Annotated in this window: 16 protein-coding genes; 9 read left to right on the plus strand and 7 right to left on the minus strand. The window is 76.3% G+C overall.

The window, feature by feature from the left end:
* Positions 1-29 precede the first annotated feature (29 nt).
* The 3 genes from Sdia_RS19185 to Sdia_RS19195 all read right to left on the minus strand — a co-directional run bounded on the left by Sdia_RS19185 (position 30) and on the right by Sdia_RS19195 (position 3,352).
* Entirely contained in the window at positions 30-740 is a 711-nt protein-coding gene (locus Sdia_RS19185; RefSeq protein WP_189501024.1) for a YoaK family protein, read from the minus strand.
* A 97-nt stretch (positions 741-837) separates the two neighbouring features.
* Positions 838-1,200 carry a hypothetical protein gene (locus tag Sdia_RS19190; protein WP_100453972.1) on the minus strand — a complete coding sequence of 121 codons (363 nt, stop codon included), beginning with the start codon at positions 1,198-1,200 and terminating at the stop codon, positions 838-840.
* A 133-nt stretch (positions 1,201-1,333) separates the two neighbouring features.
* A complete protein-coding gene (locus Sdia_RS19195) occupies positions 1,334-3,352 on the minus strand; it encodes a M4 family metallopeptidase (RefSeq protein ID WP_189501026.1) in 2,019 nt (672 codons plus the stop codon).
* A gap of 645 nt (positions 3,353-3,997) precedes the next feature.
* Between Sdia_RS19195 and Sdia_RS19200 the strand changes: the two genes are divergently transcribed.
* From Sdia_RS19200 to Sdia_RS19210, 3 genes are read left to right on the plus strand one after another with little or no spacing between them, the layout of a single operon-like run.
* On the plus strand, positions 3,998-4,498 hold the full coding sequence (locus Sdia_RS19200; protein ID WP_100453968.1) for a hypothetical protein: 501 nt from the start codon (positions 3,998-4,000) through the stop codon (positions 4,496-4,498).
* A 43-nt stretch (positions 4,499-4,541) separates the two neighbouring features.
* Positions 4,542-5,096 carry a SigE family RNA polymerase sigma factor gene (locus Sdia_RS19205; RefSeq protein WP_100453966.1) on the plus strand — a complete coding sequence of 185 codons (555 nt, stop codon included), beginning with the start codon at positions 4,542-4,544 and terminating at the stop codon, positions 5,094-5,096.
* Positions 5,083-5,856: a hypothetical protein gene (locus Sdia_RS19210; RefSeq protein WP_189501030.1), complete on the plus strand. Its 774-nt coding sequence runs from the start codon at positions 5,083-5,085 to the stop codon at positions 5,854-5,856. Before Sdia_RS19205 ends, Sdia_RS19210 begins: the two co-directional genes overlap by 14 nt.
* Before the next feature lie 82 nt (positions 5,857-5,938).
* Here the strand turns inward: Sdia_RS19210 and Sdia_RS19215 are convergent, their stop codons facing one another.
* Positions 5,939-7,495: a serine hydrolase domain-containing protein gene (locus tag Sdia_RS19215; RefSeq protein ID WP_189501032.1), complete on the minus strand. Its 1,557-nt coding sequence runs from the start codon at positions 7,493-7,495 to the stop codon at positions 5,939-5,941.
* A 109-nt stretch (positions 7,496-7,604) separates the two neighbouring features.
* On the opposite strand from Sdia_RS19215, the gene Sdia_RS19220 reads away from it, so the two are divergent.
* Both Sdia_RS19220 and Sdia_RS19225 read left to right on the plus strand, forming a co-directional pair.
* Entirely contained in the window at positions 7,605-8,810 is a 1,206-nt protein-coding gene (locus tag Sdia_RS19220; RefSeq protein ID WP_115069376.1) for a sensor histidine kinase, read from the plus strand.
* On the plus strand, positions 8,801-9,448 hold the full coding sequence (locus Sdia_RS19225; protein WP_100453957.1) for a response regulator: 648 nt from the start codon (positions 8,801-8,803) through the stop codon (positions 9,446-9,448). The genes Sdia_RS19220 and Sdia_RS19225 overlap by 10 nt, the downstream gene beginning before the upstream one ends.
* A 501-nt stretch (positions 9,449-9,949) precedes the next feature.
* Here the strand turns inward: Sdia_RS19225 and Sdia_RS19230 are convergent.
* Together Sdia_RS19230 and Sdia_RS19235 are read right to left on the minus strand one after the other, a co-directional pair.
* A complete protein-coding gene (locus tag Sdia_RS19230) occupies positions 9,950-10,879 on the minus strand; it encodes an NADP-dependent oxidoreductase (RefSeq protein WP_100454408.1) in 930 nt (309 codons plus the stop codon).
* 137 nt (positions 10,880-11,016) lie between these two features.
* Complete coding sequence (locus Sdia_RS19235) at positions 11,017-12,105, minus strand: MGDG synthase family glycosyltransferase (RefSeq protein ID WP_115069374.1); 1,089 nt, start codon at positions 12,103-12,105, stop codon at positions 11,017-11,019.
* A gap of 196 nt (positions 12,106-12,301) precedes the next feature.
* Here Sdia_RS19235 and Sdia_RS19240 point away from each other — a divergent pair, with 196 nt between their 5' ends.
* From Sdia_RS19240 to Sdia_RS19255, 4 genes are all read left to right on the plus strand, one after another.
* Complete coding sequence (locus Sdia_RS19240; protein ID WP_189399437.1) at positions 12,302-13,093, plus strand: SDR family NAD(P)-dependent oxidoreductase; 792 nt, start codon at positions 12,302-12,304, stop codon at positions 13,091-13,093.
* A gap of 15 nt (positions 13,094-13,108) precedes the next feature.
* Positions 13,109-13,987, plus strand: coding sequence for a DMT family transporter (locus Sdia_RS19245; RefSeq protein WP_115069373.1), 879 nt, complete (start codon positions 13,109-13,111; stop codon positions 13,985-13,987).
* Positions 13,988-14,216: 229 nt separating this feature from the next.
* Positions 14,217-15,029 (plus strand): polysaccharide deacetylase family protein, encoded by an 813-nt coding sequence (locus Sdia_RS19250; RefSeq protein ID WP_100453950.1) that lies wholly within the window; start codon positions 14,217-14,219, stop codon positions 15,027-15,029.
* Between the two features lie 182 nt (positions 15,030-15,211).
* Entirely contained in the window at positions 15,212-16,006 is a 795-nt protein-coding gene (locus Sdia_RS19255) for an SDR family NAD(P)-dependent oxidoreductase (RefSeq protein WP_100453947.1), read from the plus strand.
* An 81-nt stretch (positions 16,007-16,087) separates the two neighbouring features.
* On the opposite strand, the gene Sdia_RS19260 is transcribed toward Sdia_RS19255, so the two are convergent.
* Positions 16,088-17,416 (minus strand): GAF domain-containing SpoIIE family protein phosphatase, encoded by a 1,329-nt coding sequence (locus Sdia_RS19260; RefSeq protein WP_189501035.1) that lies wholly within the window; start codon positions 17,414-17,416, stop codon positions 16,088-16,090.
* Positions 17,417-17,528 lie beyond the last annotated feature (112 nt).

Here is a 17,528-nt window from a genome sequence, read left to right on the forward strand (position 1 = left end):
CCGAGGACGCCCGCCCCTCCCCCGCGGCCTCACGCCTCCCCGGACGGGGCCTCGTCACCACCCCCGCCCGCCGCGACCACCACGGCCGCCGCCACCAGCACCGCCGGGAGGAACAGGGCCACTTCGGGAGCGACCCCTCGGACCAGGACGGCGCCGCACGCCCCCGCGAAGAGGCAGGCGAGACGGGCGAGGGCCCAGCCGTCCACCCCGCCGGGCTGACGCGCGGCGAACCCGGCCACCATCGTCGTCAGCGTGCTGGTGAAAAAGGTGGTGGGCGCCCCCTTGCGGCCCAGCGAGAGGACGGCGGTGGCCTGGGCGCCCATCGCCGCCGACAGCGGGACCAGCAGCAACCCGGCCGCCGGCCCTCCGGGGTCGGGCCGGTCCGCGACCGTCCAGACGGTGGCCACCGCGGCCAGCGCCACCGCCTCGACGCCCAGGCACAGGAGCGCACCACGCGGCCAGACACGTCGTCCTCCCTTGCGCCCGGCCAGCGGCACCGCCAGCACGGTGCCCACCAGATACCCGGCGAGCGCCAGCGCGGGCGCCCACACACCCTGGCTGCGCTCCCCCGCCGCGGCCGCGCCCAGCAGTACGAGGTTGCCGGTCATGATCCCGGCGAAGGCGCCGCCGAGCGCCACCACCGCCAGCACGTCGGCGGCCCCCGAGGCGAAGCTCAGCAGGAGGAGCGCCGAGCGGCCACGCCTGCGGGCGCCCTCGTCCACCGCTTCCCGGTCCGGCACTCCCCCACCTCCCGCCGCCCGCCGCCCGCCTGGGGCACCGGGCGGGCTCCGTCACGCAGGGCCGGTACTCGGGTGCGCCTTCGGGCCCTGCCCGGGTTCACCGTACCGAGGCGTCCGAGCTCACCTCGGGGTCCCACCCCAGTTCCCGCAGCCCCCGGCGGATGGCCTCGCGGCGGGGCGGGTCGATGGCGCCCATCTTCAGGTCGGCGCGGGCGCGTTCGTCGACGGCGAGGGCGAGGGCGCTGTCGAGCCGCCCGGTGCGGCGCCACGCCGCGCGGCGACCCTCCTCGGCGCGGAGGTAACTCTCCGTCTCGTCGTACTCGGAGGTGCCCTCGGTGGCCGCGCCGAGCTGGCCCTCCCACTCGGAGAGCTGGCGGGCCAGGTAGACGTCCACCGCCTCCCGGGCCATGGCGGCGTCCTCGGACTCCTGCGGTTCCGCGCCCTGCGCAAAGTCGCTCATACCGGCACATTAATACGGCCGGGGAGGGCCGGGCAGCTCGGAGCGGGCGCCGGAGGGACCGGCGCGGGGCACGGGCGCCGCCCCGGGGCAGGGCCCCGGGGCGGCGGTCGTGTCGCGCGCGGGCGCGGTGCGGTTACGGCAGGACGATCTTCCAGCTGTTGACGCGGCCGGTGTCCGAGCGGGCGGTGTCCTGGACGCGGAGCTTCCAGGTGCCGTTGGCGGTCTGCGCGGAGGCGTTGACGGTGTAGGTCTCCTGGACGTCGTCGGCCGAGTCCGAGGAGCTGGCGTTCTTCAGCCGGTAGGCCGTGCCGTCGGGGCCGACCAGGTCGATGACGAGGTCGCCGCGCCAGGTGTGGCTGATGTCGACGGTGACCCGGAGGGCGGCGGGGGCGTTGCCGGCGCGGTTCGCGACGGTGATGTCCGAGGTGACCGCGGCGCCGGCGTCGGGGATGGCGACGGGCGTGGTGTTCTCGAAGGTGGTGCCGCCGCTGCCGCCGCCGGAGCGGGCGCCGACTGCCACGCCGGCCCAGGCGTCCTGGACGGCCTTGTACTCGGCGCTGCTGGTGCCGTACAGCTCGCCGGCGACGGCCAGGGTGCCGGTGCGGGCGCCTGCGTAGTTGGTGGTGGAGGTGAACTTGGTGGTGAGGGCCTTGAACCAGATCAGCGCGGCCTTGTCGCGGCCGATGCCGGTGACGGGCAGGCCGTCGGCGGTCGGCGAGTCGTAGCTGACGCCGTTGACCGTCCTGGCCCCGCTGCCCTCGGAGAGGAGGTAGAAGAAGTGGTTGGCCGGGCCCGAGGAGTAGTGGACGTCGACGGAGCCGATGCCGGAGTACCAGGAGTCCTTGGACTTGCCGTCGCGGGAGGGCTTGTCCATGTACCGCAGCGGGGTGCCGTCGCCGTTGATGTCGATCTTCTCGCCGATGAGGTAGTCGCCCTTGTCGGCGGCGTTGTTCTCGTGGAACTCGACGGCGGTGGCGAGGATGTCGCTGGTCGCCTCGTTGAGGCCGCCGGACTCGCCGGAGTAGACGAGCCTGGCGGTGACGGAGGTCAGGCCGTGGGTCATCTCGTGGGCGGCGACGTCGAGCGAGGTGAGCGGCTTGGCGTTGCCGGCGCCGTCGCCGTAGGTCATGCAGAAGCAGCTGTCCTGCCAGAAGGCGTTGACGTAGTTGTTGCCGTAGTGGACGCGGGAGTAGGCCCCGGCGCCGTCACCCCGGATGCCGGAGCGGCCGTGGACGTCCTTGTAGTAGTCCCAGGTGGCCTGCGCGCCGTAGGCGGCGTCGGCGGCGGCGGTCTCGGTGTTGCTCGCCCGGCCGTTGCCCCAGACGTCGTCGGGGCCGGAGAAGAGGGTGCCGGTGCCCGAGGTGGAGCGGTTGAGGTTGTTGGTGCGGTGGTTGCCGCGCCCGGCGTCGGTCAGGTTCCAGGTGGAGCCGGACCTGGTGCTGCCGAGGGTGACGGTGCCGCTGTACCGGGTGTTGCCGGTGCCGTTCTCGACGGCCTGCCACTCGTGGAGCTTCTCGCCGGTGGCGGCGTCGGTGACGACGTGCAGTTCGTTGGGGGTGCCGTCGTGCTGGAGTCCGCCGACCACCGTCTCGAAGGCGAGGACGGGCTTGCCGTCGGCGTTCCACACCACCTGGCGGGGCGCGCCGTCGGTGGTGGCCTTCTCGGCGTCGTGCGCCTCGGCGGCGTGCAGCGCCTGCTTCCTCGCGGCCGACGGGGCGATCTCCGCCTCGGTGGCGATGCCCTTGAGGGCGTTGCGGGACGCCTTGGTCACCGTCGCGGGGGTGCCGTCGGGGGCGGCGGCGACCACGAGGTCGCCGCCGAGGACCGGCAGCCCGGCCCAGGTGCGCTCGTAGCGGGTGTGCAGGGTGCCGTCCCGGTCCTTGACGACGTCGCGGACCAGGAGTCTCTCCTTCTCGCCCAGGCCGAGTTCGGCGGCGACGGAGCCGGTCTTCGCCTCGGCGGCGCGGATCAGCGCGGCGCGCTGGGCCGGGCTGACGTCGGCGGGGAGGGCGCCGGTGCGCGCGGCGGCGGGTTCGGCGGCCGGTGCGGGGTCGGCCGCGGCCGCCGGGGCCGTGGTAGCGGTGACGGCGAGCAGCACGGCGGCGGCGAGGGCGCCGCCGGCGACGCCACGCCGGTGGGAGGTGGGTCTCAACACGGACTCCTTCTGCGTGACCGCGGGTGCGCGGTCCGGGGGTGACGGGGCGGCGGGTGGCCGTCCCCGGGCAGAACGGAAAGCGGAGGAACACCGTGGGGGGAGGGCCGCGTGGCGGTGGGGCCGTGGGGTGCCGCGCGGCGGCCGAGGGGAAGATTCGCAGAGCCGGCCGCTCCTGTCAGGTGCGCGTCAACTAAATGGCCGGATCGCGTCCGCGCCGACGGCCCCGGCCCGGACGCGGCACCGGTCGTCCCCGGGGTTGTCCGCCAGGTCGCCGCCGACCGGCCCGGAGCTGACGTGCGGCCGGCGCCGAGGCGGAACCCCGGACACGGCCACCGCGAGGCGGGGGCGGCGGGGTGCACGCCGCCTGCCGCGTACGGCCTTACCGCCCGGCGGCCCTCACCTCGCTTCCCCACCGCCCGTGTCCGCGCGCGAGCCGGCGCCGGAACGGTTCCGTCCAGATCCCGTCCGGCCGGAAAGCGCCCCTGGCCGCCGCATCCGGCCACCGGCGCCCGAAAAAGATCCGGAACCGTGCAACCTCCCGCCCGCCGCCGGGGTGAGTAGGGCGAGGAGTCCACCTCGACCCGTGCCGGGGAGCGCCGATGCCCCGGGACGGCCGTACGCCACGCAGATCCGGGGAACACCATGCCGAAGAGACCACTCGTCCCAGCAGCCGCCCTCGTGCTGGCCGTCACCGGCCTGCTGGTGCCCGGGGCGGCTCACGCGGCCGAGGCCCGGCCGGCGGCCTCGTCCTGGAGCCGGTCCGCCGTCGTGGTGGCGCCCGGCGAGAAGCTGGAGCTGGGGCACGGGTACGCCATGACGCTCACCCGCGAGGAGCGGTGCGTCGGTTCGGCGGGCGGGCGCATCTGCAAGAGCGTCACCGACGGCAACCAGCCGGCCGGCACCGTCAGCCTCCAGAGCTTCGGCGAGGAGGGCCGCACGCTGTACTCGCCGCTCTACGTCGGCCCGGGCCGCGCCGCCCGGATGACCGTCACCGCCGCCGGCCGGACCCTGGAGGCGCGGGTGGTCGCACTGGCCGGACGTCCCGGCTACGCCACCGGGTACGTCTGGAGCGCGGCCGAGGACCCCGCCGACCGGACCGTGACCGTCTACGACGCCACCGGCCGTGTCCTCGCCCGATACTGACCTGACGTCGCCGAGGCACCCGGCGCGGCTCCCGGAAAGGGCCGTGCCGGGGTTCCGGCCTGCCCGGACGGACTCCTCGCCGGATTTCGAGACCTTCGCCGCCGCCCGCTGGCCGGGGCTGCTGAGGACCGCTTACCTGCTGACCGGGGACCATCACGAGGCGGAGGACCTGGTACAGGTGACGCTGGCCAAGCTCTACCCGGCGTGGCCCCGGGTGCGGGGCCTGGACGAGCCCGACGCGTACGTGCGGCGCGCGCTGGTCAACAACAACCTCAGCCGGTTCCGCAAGCGGCGGGTGGTGCAGCTCCTCACGTCGAGGCTGCCCGAGCGGGCGCAGGAGGGCGGCGCGGCCCGTACCGAGGAGCGCTCCCTGCTGCTGGAGGCGCTCGGCACCCTGCCGCCCCGGCAGCGCGCGGTGGTCGTCCTGCGGTACTGGGAGGACCTCAGCGAGCAGCAGACGGCCGAGGTGCTGGGCTGCTCCCCGGGCAATGTGAAGAGCCAGGCCAGCCGGGGCCTGCGCAAGCTCCGGGACCACCCGGCGCTGGCGGAGTTCCAGCCCCGCCCCGGACGGGAGGAGCCCGCCGATGAACGCCTCTGATCCGGCCGGACGGGACGGCGTCCCGGCTGCCGGCGGGGCCGAGGACCAGGCGGCCCGGTCACTGCGGCGTGCTCTGCACGGCGCCGCCGGCCCTCTGGTGCCGCCGCCCTACCCGGCGGCGCGCGTCCGCCGCATGGGCCGCCGCCGGGTACGCAACCGGCGGGTCGCGGCGGTGGTCCCGGCCACCGTGGCAGCCGTGCTGATGGTGGCCGCGGTGCCGCAGTGGCTCGGTTCCGGCACCGACCGGAGCCCCGCGGCGGCCGGTCCCGCTCCGTCCGCGACGCCCGGACCGGGCGGCGGCCCCACGCCGCTCCCGGAGGCCGCGCGGCCGCCCCGGCCGTCCGGCAACCCCTGGCCCGCCGTCCGGACGGCGGCGGCGGGTGAGCCGGTGGACGTCGGCCGCGGTCACCGGATGACGCTCGCCGGAAGTGAGGTGTGCCATCGCGACACGGGCGGGCCCGGTGGCGGTGTGGACAGCTGCAAGAGCGTCACCGACGGCAACCAGCCGACCGGGACGGTCAGCCTCCAGCAGTTCGGGGAGCTGGTCCGGCCTCTGTACATCGGCCCGGGACGGCCCGCCCGCATGACCGTGGAGACGGGCGGCGTGGTACACCGTGCACAGCTCCTGACCCTGGCGGGCGACCCGGGCTACGCGGTGGGCTACACCTGGGCCGACCAGCCCCGCGACCCGTCGAACGAGCCGCCTCCGTCCGTCAAGGTCTACGACGCCGACGGCGAGGTGCTGGCGGAGTTCCCCTGAGGGCCCGCCCCCGTACCGACGGGCTCCGGAGCAGCGCGGGGGGCCGCTCCGGAGCCCGTCCCTCTTTCCTCTCCCCCGCCTCTCAGTCGTGCGGCACGGCGGGCGGTCCTACCGGCGCGGCCTGCTCCGCCGCCACCGGGCCCGACCTGCTCCGGTGCTTCCGGAGGAGAGCCGCGCCCCGCGCCACGAGCACCGCCGCCGCGGCCAGAGCGGTTCCCGCCGACCACACGAAGAGGGCCGGCCAGACATAGGTGATCTGCTCCAGCGTCCCGGCCCGGCGCATCAACAGGCCCAAGACGTCGTTCAGGTGGAAGAACAGCAGCACGGGCAGCAGGTACGGGACGAGGCGCAGGCCGAGGCGGAGCGGGCCGCGGCCGGCGCGCCGTGCCCACCTCCCGGCACGGGCCACGGCACGTACCGCCAGGGCGAGGGCCGACAGCGTCAGCACGGCGAGAACCGGGTCGGCGGTGTCGGTGAAGGGGGCCCGCTCGGCCGGAGCCCGGCCTTCGGCGAGGTCGACCAGGCCGTCCACGAGGAGCGGGGCGTCGTCCCCGGAGACCATGCCGGTGTTGGTGACCACCGCGATGCCGACGCCGGACTCGGGGAGCAGGGTGGCCATGGAGTTGTGCGTGAAGAGGCTCCCCGTGTGCTCGATCCGCAGCGGCTGCCCGCTCTCCGCCCGCCGGTTCCACCCCATCCCGTACGTCTGGCCGGGCGGCGGGGTGCGGGTGAGCCGGACCGCCTCGGCGGGCGCGACGCGGCGCCCGGTGGGCGAGATCCCGTCCGTGTGCTGCGCGATCAGCCATTTCCCCAGATCCTCGGCGGTGCTGACGACGCCGAAGGCGCCTGCGGTGAAGAGGCGGGGATGGGCGCGTTCCCAGGTCCGCCCGTAGGCCCGGACGTGCCCGCGGGCCGCGTCCGGCATGTCGGCGGTGGTGTCGGCGGTCTCGGTGCGGCTCATGCCGAGGGGCGCGAACAGCCGCTCACGCAGGTGTGCGGCGTACGGGGTTCCGGTGGCGGCCTCGACGAGGCGGGCGGCGACGGCGTAGTTGGTGTTGTGGTAGCTCCAGGTCGTCCCGGGGTCTGCCGCGAGCCGGGTGCCACGCAGCGCGACGACCGCCTCCTTGAGCGTGTGCGGCTGCGGGAGGACGAGGTCGGGGTGGGCCGAGTCGGCCATCCCCGAGGTCTGGTGGAGGAGTTGGCGCGGGGTGATGCGCTCTGCGCGGGCGTCCGCAGGGGCGAACTCGGGCAACTGGTCGTGGACCGGCCGGTCGAGGTCGACCCGTCCCTCTTCGGCCAGCCCGGTCACCGCCAAGGCGGTCATCGCCTTCGACAGGGAGGCCACCGGCACGGGGGTCCGGGCGGTCATCTCCTCCCCCGCCGCGGTGTGCCCGTAACCGGCGGCGAGGACCACTCGGTCGCCGCGGGTGACCGTCACCGTCGCGCCCGGCACTCCCGTCCGCTCCAGGTGGTCGCGGACGAAGCGGTCGGCTGAGGCCCGGTCGAGGACCGGCGCCCGGGCCGGGACGGCGTGGGCGGGCAGGGAGGACGGGACGAGCAGGGCGGCCGTCAGCAGGAGGCCTCCGACGAGTCGGGCCGGCCGGCGGTGACCGGGGGGACGGGGTTGGGGTGTGGTCATGCCGGAGAGCCAACCGCGCGGCAGGGGGCGGGCGCAGTCGTGCGGGTGGGACGGAAAAGGTGGTGCCGGCACTACCGACCGGCCCCGGCCCGCTCCGTACTGTCGGGACATGCACGCGCGCACGGCCTGGCAGGCCCTGGCCCACCGTCCCCTCGCCTTCCTCACCACCGTCTGGCCGTGGCGGGCCCTGGCCTATCTGCTCTCCGGAGTGCTGGCGGGGGCGCTCACGCTCTCGGTCCTGGTCACCGGTCTGCTGGCCGGGCTGGTGCTGCTGCCGGTCGGGGTGGGGGCCGCCGTGCTGCTCGCCGTGGTCCTCGGTGGCGGAACGGTCGCCCGGGTGGAGCGTTGGCGGCTGCGGCTGGTCGACCTCGACCCGGCCACCGCCGATCACCGGCCCGTGGAGCAGCCGGGCGTGCGAGCCGGGTTGCGGGAGCGGCTGCGGGAGCGGCGTACCTGGCGGGAACTGGGGTTCACGGCGGTCTCCATGACGGCACTGTGGTGGATGGACCTGCTCGTCCTCGCCTTCGCCCTGGCGCTGCCGGTGCTGTGTGTGACCGCGCCGCTGGACGACCCGGGCGCCTGGCCGTGGGTACTGATCGGTCTCGCCCTGATGCCCGCGGCGCCGTACACGATCACCGGCTGGGCCGGGGCACGGGCGGCGCTGACCCGGCTGATGCTCGCGCCGCGGGACACGGAGCTGACGGAGGTCCGCGCCTCGCGGACCAGGCTGGTCGGGGCCTTCGACGCAGAGCGGCGCAGGATCGAGCGGGATCTGCACGACGGCGCCCAGCAGCGGCTGGTGTCGGTCAACGTCATGCTGGGGCTGGCGCGGCTCGACGCCGGTCCCGAATCACCGCTCGGCCGACGGCTGGCCACCGTGCAGGGCGAGTTGACGACAGCCCTCGGGGAGCTGCGCGAGCTGAGCAGGGGCGTCCACCCCCGCGCGCTGACCGACCAGGGCCTGGCGGCGGCCCTCACCAACCTCACCGCCCGCTCGCCGCTCCCGGTCTCCGTGGATGTGCTGCTGCCGGGCCCGCTGCCCGCGCCGGTCGCGAGCACCGCGTACTTCGTGGTCGCCGAGGCCCTGGCCAACGCGACGAAGCACAGCGGCGCCGACCGGGCCGAGGTGCGGGCGCGGCTGCGCACGGACACGCTCGTGGTCACCGTCCGCGACGACGGGGGCGGGGGCGCGGACCCCACCGGGTGCGGCCTGACGGGGCTGGCCGACCGGGTGGCGGCGGCCGACGGCATACTGCGGCTGTCCAGCCCGCACGGCGGGCCCACCCTGCTCCACGTGGAGATCCCGTGTCACTGAAGGTCGTGGTCGCCGAGGACGCGGCGCTGATGCGCGAGGGGCTGGTGGGCGTGCTGACCCGCTTCGGCCACCAGGTGTGCGCGGCGGTGGGGGACGCCGAGGCACTGATGGCGGCGGCCCGCGCGCACCGGCCGGACCTCGTCCTCACCGACATCCGCATGCCGCCCGGCCTCGGTGACGACGGGCTGCGCGCCGCCGTCGCGCTCCGCCGCGACCGCCCCGAACTGCCGGTGCTCGTCCTCAGCCAGTACCTCGAACAGTCCTACGCCACCCACCTGCTGGACCTCGGCGGCCAGAGCGGCGTCGGCTACCTGCTGAAGGACCGGGTGGCCGCCGTCACCGAGTTCGCGGACGCCGTGGCCCAGGTGGCGGGCGGGGGAACGGTGCTGGACCCGGAGGTCGTACGGCAGTTGCTGCGGCGGCGGCAGGACCCGCTGGGCCGGCTGACGCCCCGCGAGCGCGAGGTGCTCGCCCTGATGGCCGAGGGCCGCTCCAACGCGGCCATCGCCCGCTCCCTGTACGTCTCGGTGGCCGCGGTCAACAAGCACATCGGCAGCATCCTGCAACGCCTCGACCTCCCGGTGGACGGCGACGCCCACCGGCGGGTGCTGGCGGTACTGGCCTACCTCCGGAACTGATACCCCGCCGGGTCAGGCGGGGGGACGCCGGCCGGTCGAGGCGTGCGGGGCAGGCGGAGGGGTGGGTGGCGGGGCTCTGCCAGGCGCTCCCGGGGGCGGTGGCCGGGGCGAGGAGGATCACCGGACAGGGCCGAGGAGCCGGGTGGGAGCGACCCGTTCGGCGGTGGCGCCGCGTTCCGGCCGCGACCGGGGCCGGAACGCGTGGGTGCCGGATCGTCCGGTGAGGGGCGTGGGCCCTCGGTGAGGCGTTCCGCGACGGCACCGGTGCGGTACCGGCAGGCGGTGTCGACGAGCGTGATGCCGAGTTCGACCGCGTGCCGGGCGACGGCCGGCGTGTTCCGCGCCCGGGCCGGGTCGCGGCGGCAGGTGCGCCGCCCCGGGGCCGAGCCGCCGGGCCTCCGGCTCCCCGCCGGTCCGTGACGCGCCCGCCGCCGCAGGCCACCGCGGCCCCTGCCGGGACCGGGCCACGTCGGGGGCCGGTCCGGGCGTGCGGCCGGCCCCTCACTCCACCGTGAGGACGATCTTGCCCGTGGTCCGCCCCGTCTCGCCCCGCCGGTGTGCGGCCGCCGCCTCGGCCAGCGGGAAGACCTCCTCGATACGCGGCCGCAGCGCTCCGGCGGCGACCAGGTCCGCGACCACGTTCATGCCCGCGTGGTCGGCCTCGACCAGCATCGTCACCATGCGCGCCCCCCGCTCGGCGGCCCGCGCCGTCTCCTCGGACGGGCCGGCGAGCAGGGAGACCAGGGTGCCGCCGGGGCGCAGCAGGCCGATCGAGCGGGACCGGGTCTCGCCGCCGACCGGGTCGAGCACCGTGTCGACCTCCTCGACCGCCTCGGCGAAGTCGGTGGTGCGGTAGTCCACGACCTCGTCGGCGCCCAGTTCGCGCAGGAGGTCGTGCTTGGCGGCGCTGGCCGTGCCGATGACGTACGCGCCGTGCGCCTTGGCGATCTGCACGGCGGCGTGGCCGACGCCGCCCGCCGCCGCGTGGATCAGCACGCGCTGTCCGGGACCGATGCCCGCGGTGTCGAGCAGCGCCTGGTAGGCGGTGAGGGAGACGAGCGGGAGGGCCCCCGCCCGGACGTGGTCGATCACCGAGGGCTTACGGGTGAAGGCGCGGGCGGGCCCGACGACGTACTCGGCGTGCGACCCCGGCCCGTGGGGGTAGGGCAGCATGCCGAAGACCTCCTCGCCGGGCGCGAAGAGGGTGACCCCGTAGCCCAGGGCCTCCACGACGCCGGAGACGTCCCAGCCGAGGACGAGGGGGAGGCGGTCGACGAAGCCGGCCTGTGCGCGGTGTTTCCAGTCGGTCGGGTTGACCCCCGCCGCGCGGACCGCGACCAGGATCTCCCCCGGCCCCGGCTCGGGCTTCGGCAGCCGGGTCTCGCGGAGGACGTCGGGGCCTCCGTAGGTGTCCTGGATGATGGCGCGCATCGTGGCTGCGTCCTGCGTCATGGGTCCAGCTTCACGGACCGCCGCGTTCCGCACCACGCCGGGCCGGTGCCCGGGTGAAGGCCGGTCCCCTCCACCTCGCCGGCGGACACCGCCACGGGCGGCGCACGGCCGGCCGGTCAGCGCACGGGGCGCGTGAGGAGGTCGACGGCGTCCGCCGTGAAGGCGCCCCGGCCCCGCTCCACCTGGCCGGTGCGCTCCGGCCCGGGTCCGAGCAGCCGCCCGACCGCCGCCAGCAGCTCGCCCCGGTCGCGCGCGTACGTGGTGAGGCCGGCGGCGGCCATGCTCCGCGCCCCGGCCAGGCCGTGGCCGGGCAGCGGCCGCCAGGTGACGACGGGCACTCCCGCGGCGAGGGCCTGGGCCGCCGTCTGCCCGGCGGCGTTGTCGACGAGGAGCCGGGCCGAGGCCATCAGCCCGGGCATGTCGTCCGTCCAGCCCAGGGCGAGGGCGCCGGGCACGCGGGCGGCCCGGCGGCGCAGCCGCTCGTCGCGGCCGCAGAGCAGTACGGGCCGGCAGCCGTGCCCGGCGAGCAGCCGGGCGGTGCTCACGGTGTGCGTACCGACGCCCCACGCGCCGGTGGACAGGAGGACCGGCGGTGGCCCGGCCGGCACCCGGGGGGCGGTGGCTCCGAGGTCTCCGGAGTGGTCGGCCGCCCGGTGGAAGGACGGGTCGACGACGGGGCCGGAGACGGCCGCCGGGCGGCCGGTGGCGGCGCGGGCCGTGGTGGCACCCCGCTCGGTGAGGCAGACGTACAGGTCGTTGCCCGGGTGCAGCCAGCCGCGGTGGACGGCGAAGTCCGTGACGAAGACCGAGGCCGGGGTGGAGAGGGCGCCCTCGGTGCGGAGCCGTCCGGTGATCTGGGCGGCCAGATGGAAGGCGGGGACGACCAGGTCGGGACGGAAGGCGCGGACACGGCTCAGCAGCCGGTTGCGGGCCGTCGCCGCCAGGGGCGCGCTCCCGGGACGGGGTCCGTCACCCGGGGAGAGGAACAGGGCGTAGATCGCCGCGTACAGCGTGGGGGCGTGGCGCACGGTCCCCCGGTAGAAGGCGCGCAGCGCCGGTCCCGCGGCCGGCGGCAGGAGGGTGAGCACGTCGCAGATCTCGGCCGTGGCGCCCCGGGCCCGGAGCCTGCGGGCCAGTTCGGCGCAGACGGCGTCGTGCCCGGCGCCCATGCTCGCGCCGAGCAGCAGGACTCGCGGGCCTCCCATGCTCCTCCCCTCGCCCGGCCGGTGGACTCGTCCAGGGCTTGCATGCCGCGTCCGGCCGGGGGCGCAATCGGCCCGTTCGGGTGACCTGGCGGCGGCGTGCCCCGGCGTTGGACGAGCGGTCCGCCCGCCGAGCACGGAAGCTGAGAGCCTGGCGTGCCGCGAGGAAGGGGACTGGCATGCGCGAGAAGTGGCCGGCATGACGCGGCGTCCGGGACCCGTGGCGCAGCCCCGGCGCACCGTGCTGGTCACGGGTGCGTCCTCGGGCATCGGTGCCGCGGTGGCGAGGATGCTGCACACGGATCCCCGGTGGCGGCTGCTGCTCAGCGGTCGCGACGACGAGCGGCTCGCCGCGGTCGCGGCCCGGACGGGCGGCGAGGCGGTACCCGCCGATCTTTCGGCCGAGGGGGGCTGCGAGCACCTGGCCGAGGAGGCGCTCCGCCGTGCCGGGCGCGTCGACGCGCTGGTGGCGGGGGCGGGGATCGGCTGGGCGGGTCCGTTCGTGACGATGCCGCCCCGGGAGATCGACCGCGTCCTGACCGTCAACCTGGCCTCCACCCTGCGGCTGGTCCGGCTGCTGCTGCCCCCGATGGTGGCTCGCGGTTCGGGCCGGCTGGTGCTGATCGGCTCGATGGCCGGCTGGGTCGGGGTGGGGGACGAGGCGGTCTACTCGGCGTCCAAGGGCGCTCTGCTGACCTTCGCGGACAGCCTGCGCCGGGAGCTGGCCGGTACCCGGGTACGGGTCTCGGTGGTGTCGCCGGGCGCGGTCGACACACCGTTCTTCGCCCGGCGCGGCACCCCGTACCACCGCAGGCGCCCCCGTCCGGTCTCGGCCGAACGGGTGGCGCGCGGGGTGCGGGACGCACTGGTGCGGGGCCGGGAGAACGTCCTGGTGCCGGGCTGGCTGACGCTTCCGGCCCGGCTGCACGGGGCGGCGCCCGCCCTGTTCGGTGCCCTGGCCGACCGCGCGGACCCACACCGTGCCGACTGAGGCGGAGGCGCCCCGGTGACCATCCTGACGGTCGTACTGGCGCTGCTGGCGGCCCTCGGCAACGCGGCCGCCTCTGTGCTCCAGCGGCGCGGCACGACGCTGGTGGACGACGGCGGGCTGGACGTCGCCCGGTGGTGGTCCTGGGCGGCACGGCTGATCCACCGGCGGGTGTGGTTGTGGGGCGCGGGACTGCTGGCGCTCTCCGGCCTCTGCCAGGCGGCCGCGCTGGCAGCGGGCCCGCTCGCCGTGGTGCAGCCGGTGATGACCACCGAACTCCTGTTCACGATGGTGATCGGAAGCGTGGTCTTCCGCCGCAGGCCGGACGTGAGGACCCGGTGGGCCTTCGTCGCGATGGCCGTCGGACTGGCCGCGTTCATGGCGCTGCTCTCGCCCTCGGGGGGCGGCTCGACCGTGCCGGGTTCGCGATGGCTGTGGTGGGGAGTGGGGCTGGCCGCGCTGACGCTGCTGCTCACCGCGTCGGCGTGGCGGCTGCCGCCGGCGCCCGCCGCGGCGGTCCTCGGCACCGCCACGGCGATCGGCTTCGCCTGCACCGCCGCGCTGGTCAAGGACGCGGTGGGCCGGCTGCCGGACGGGGTCGGGGCGCTGGCCACCGCCTGGCAGTCGTACGCGGCGGTCCTGGTGGGACTGGGCAGTTTCCTGCTGCTGCAACTCACGCTGCGGGCCGGGCCGCTGGTGGCCTCGCAGCCCGCCATGACGCTGGGTGACGCCTTCCTCAGCGTGCTGCTGGGGTCGGTCCTCTTCGGCGAGGAGCTGTCCCTCGGGCTGCGGCTGCTGCCTCAGGTGCTGGCGCTGGCCCTGCTCATCGCGGGCACCGTCCAACTGGCCCGCTCCCCCTTGCTGACCTCCTCGGACGGTCAGGAGCGGCCGTGGTGAGCGCCCCGGACACGGCCGCGCGGCCGGCGCCGGAAGGCGTCGCGGCTCGTGCCGACCCGCGACGCTTCCGGGCCGCCGCCGCGCGGCCGGCGCACGGGGGCCGCCCCGCCACGCCGGAGGTGCCCGGGCCCGCGGCGGGCCCCCGGTGGGCACGGCCGAGGGGGACGTCGCGCCTCTCCGGCGTCCGAGGGGGCGCGCCGGCCCCGCCCCGGCCGAGAGGAGCCCGCCGTTGAACTCCCCCCACCCGGCCGGACGCGCCGGTCCCCCCACGGGCGCGGGCCGCGGCGGGGCTGTTGCCGGGGCGGTGGCCGGCGGAGCCCTGGCCGTCGCCGCGTGGCACATCGGCCCGGCGGTGACCTGGCTGCCCGGATTCCGGGCGGTGTGCTGTCCCGGACTCGACGGCCGGGGAGCACCCGGCCGGGTGGCGCTCACCTTCGACGACGGGCCCGATCCGCTGAGCACACCACACTTCCTGCGGGTGCTCGACACGCTGTCGGTGCGGGCCACCTTCTTCGTCCTCGGCAGCCGGCTGGAGCGCCATCCCGAGCTGGGCCGCCGGATGGCGGCGGCCGGGCACGAACTGGCGGTGCACGGCTGGGAGCACGACCGCCCGTGGCTGCCCCGTCCGGGCCGGGACGCGGCGGAACTGGCCCGGTCGGTGGCCGCCGTCCAGCGGGTCACCGGGACGCGCCCGCTCTGGTACCGCCCGCCGTACGGCATCCTGACCGGCGGGCGGTGGGCCGCCGCCCGCCGGGCGGGGCTGCGCCCGGTGCTGTGGTCGGCGTGGGGCCGCGACTGGACCCCCTGGGCGACCGGGCGCGGGGTGGTCGCCGAGGCCGCCTCCCGGCTCGGCCCGGGTGGCACACTGCTGCTCCACGACTCGGACGCGTACGCGGCTCCGGGCGCCTGGCGGGCGACCCTGGCGGCGCTCCCCTGCCTGGTCGCCTACTGCGGAGCGCGGGGACTGGCGGTGGGGCGGCTCGCGGACCACGGGTGCCCGGGCACCGTGGGTCCGTTCGCCTCTCGGGGCACGGCGAGGTGAGCGTACGGGGCCGGGGCCGCTCTCCCCGTCGCACGTCCGGCAGGCAGGGCGTATCAGAGGCGGCCATCATGGGCAGGCGTTGCGGCGCACCGCGTTGCGTACGGCGGCGGTGGCCGTCGGGTGCGCGGTGAGGCCGGTCCGCAGCGGCGGCCGTACCGACGACGCGAGGAGTTCCGAGCAGTATGCAGATCTCTCTGGACGGCAGGACCGCTCTGGTCACCGGTTCCACCCAGGGCATCGGCGCGGCGATCGCCGCCGGCCTGGCCGGGGCGGGCGCCCGGGTCGGGGTCAACGGCCGCGACGCCGACCGGACCGAGGAGGCGGTGGCCCGGCTGCGGCGCGAGGTGCCGGGCGGCGAGCTGTTCTCGGCCCCCGGCGACCTGGCCACCGACGAGGGCCTGGCCGAGGTCCTGGACCGGCTGCCGCAGACCGACATCCTCGTCAACAGCCTCGGCGTCTTCGGCGCGCGCGAGGCGCTGGAGATCGACGACGCCGAGTGGCGCCGCTACTTCGAGGTGAACGTGCTGACGGCGGTCCGGCTGATCCGCGCCCACCTGCCGAGCATGAAGGAGCGCGGCTGGGGCCGGGTACTGAACATCGCCAGCGACTCGGCGGTGGCGGTCCCCGCCGAGATGATCCACTACGGGGTGTCCAAGACGGCGCTCCTCTCGGTCTCCCGGGGTTTCGCCAAGGAGGCCGCCGGGAGCGGCGTCACCGTCAACTCGGTGATCGCCGGCCCCACCCACACCGGCGGCGTGGAGGAGTTCGTCCGCGGGCTGGTCGGGGACGACCTCCCGTGGGAGGAGGCGCAGCGGGTGTTCATGCGCGAGTACCGCCCGCAGTCCCTCATCCAGCGGCTGATCGAGCCCGAGGAGATCGCCCACCTCGTCGTCTACCTCAGCTCTCCCCTGGCCTCCGCGACGACGGGCGGCGCGCTGCGGGTGGACGGCGGATACGTGGACTCGATCCTGCCCTGAGCGGCGGCCCGGCCGGCCTGGCCGCCGGTCCGAACGACGGGCCCCGGACCGCTGCCGCGCGCAGGACGCGTGCCCGGACGGTCAGTCGTCCCCGGGTACGCGCAGTGCGAGCAGGGCGGTGTCGTCGCTGGCCCAGCCGCCGTGGTGGGCGGCGAGGGCGCCGGTGATCCGGTCGACGGTGGCGGTGGCGTCCAGGCCGTGGGTGGCGGCCAGGGTGGCGTGCAGATCGGCCTCGCCGAACAACTCCCGGGCGGAGGCGGGCGGCGTACCGGGTGCGGGGCGGGCCTCCAGGGCGCCGTCGGTGTAGAGCAGCAGCAGGTCACCCGGGGTCAGCCGGAACCGGGTGTCGGTCAGGCCGATGGCGTCGAGGACCCCCAGCAGGGTCCCGGGGCGGCCCACTTCGCGGACCCGGCCGTCGGCACGGCGGACCAGGGCGGGCGGGTGGCCGGCCAGGCAGATCCGTCCGGCGACCCCGGCGCGGGTGCGGCGGAAGGTGGTGTGGACGGCGGTCAGGAAGAGCGGCGCCTCCTGCGTGATCATGGCGGTGTTGAGGCGGGTCAGCAGCCGCGCCGGGGACAGCACCTCGCCCGCGTCGGCGCGCAGGGTGTAGCGCGCCATGGAGGCGACCTGGGCCGCCTGCACGCCCTTGCCGCAGACGTCGCCGAGGACGGCACCGTAGTAGGGGCCCGCCGCGTGGAAGAGGTCGTAGAAGTCGCCGCCGACGCTCACCTCGTCGCGGGCGCTGGCGGAGGCCGGTGCGTACGCGGCGGCCGCGTCGAGTCCGGGGAGGGGGTGCAGGGCGGGTGGCAGCAGGCCCTGCTGGAGGGTGCGGGCGAGTTCGGCGGAGAGCCGGTGGGCCCGCTGGGAGGCGGCGAGGCTCTGCCGCAGGTGGATCTCGGCGGAGGCGGAGCCGGCCAGGGTCGCCAGGGTCGCGCGGTCCTCGGCGGTCCAGGGGCGCGGCGACTCGTCGACGACGCAGAAGCTGCCGAGCACCTCGCCGCCGGGGCCGAGCAGCGGGTAGCCGGCCCACGCGCCGATCCTCATGGGGCCGATGCCGGGGTGGTCGCGGGTGCGCGGGTCGTGGGCGGCGTCCTCGACCATGAAAGGCTCCCCGCCGAAGCCGACGAGGTAGTAGCAGAAGCTCTCCCGTACCGGGTTCTCGCGGCCGTCGATGACGTCGACGCCGACGCAGGACTTCCAGTACGAGCGGTCCTCGTCGACCAGGGTGACGAAGGCGCGTCCGGCGCCGGTGAGCCGGGCGGCGAGCGTGGCCAGGTCCTCGAAGACCGGCTCGGGACCGCTGTCCAGCAGGCCGGTCGCGCGGACCGCGGCCAGGCGCGCCGGGTCGGAGAGCGCGCCGGGCAGCCCGTCCGCCCGCACTCCTCCGGGAAACTCGCCGTCACCGGCCACCCGATCCCCTGCCTTCCGCACCCTGGCCGCCCCCGGGCCGCCCGGCCGGCTTCCGGCGGGGACGGCGCCTTGTCCCTGGGAAAAGGCTAGGCGGAGCCGGGGCGGGTCACCA

It is taken from the genome of Streptomyces diastaticus subsp. diastaticus (genome assembly GCF_011170125.1).
Taxonomy (GTDB): domain Bacteria; phylum Actinomycetota; class Actinomycetes; order Streptomycetales; family Streptomycetaceae; genus Streptomyces; species Streptomyces diastaticus.

What these genes read in the sequence shown, in the direction of transcription:
- Sdia_RS19190 (WP_100453972.1), bottom strand. Translation starts at nt 1,200, where the DNA reads ATGAGCGACTTTGCGCAGGGCGCGGAACCGCAGGAGTCCGAGGACGCC.
- Sdia_RS19200 (WP_100453968.1), top strand. Translation starts at nt 3,998, where the DNA reads ATGCCGAAGAGACCACTCGTCCCAGCAGCCGCCCTCGTGCTGGCCGTC.
- Sdia_RS19210 (WP_189501030.1), top strand. Translation starts at nt 5,083, where the DNA reads ATGAACGCCTCTGATCCGGCCGGACGGGACGGCGTCCCGGCTGCCGGC.
- Sdia_RS19215 (WP_189501032.1), bottom strand. Translation starts at nt 7,495, where the DNA reads ATGACCACACCCCAACCCCGTCCCCCCGGTCACCGCCGGCCGGCCCGA.
- Sdia_RS19220 (WP_115069376.1), top strand. Translation starts at nt 7,605, where the DNA reads ATGCACGCGCGCACGGCCTGGCAGGCCCTGGCCCACCGTCCCCTCGCC.
- Sdia_RS19230 (WP_100454408.1), bottom strand. Translation starts at nt 10,879, where the DNA reads ATGCGCGCCATCATCCAGGACACCTACGGAGGCCCCGACGTCCTCCGC.
- Sdia_RS19235 (WP_115069374.1), bottom strand. Translation starts at nt 12,105, where the DNA reads ATGGGAGGCCCGCGAGTCCTGCTGCTCGGCGCGAGCATGGGCGCCGGG.
- Sdia_RS19240 (WP_189399437.1), top strand. Translation starts at nt 12,302, where the DNA reads ATGACGCGGCGTCCGGGACCCGTGGCGCAGCCCCGGCGCACCGTGCTG.
- Sdia_RS19255 (WP_100453947.1), top strand. Translation starts at nt 15,212, where the DNA reads ATGCAGATCTCTCTGGACGGCAGGACCGCTCTGGTCACCGGTTCCACC.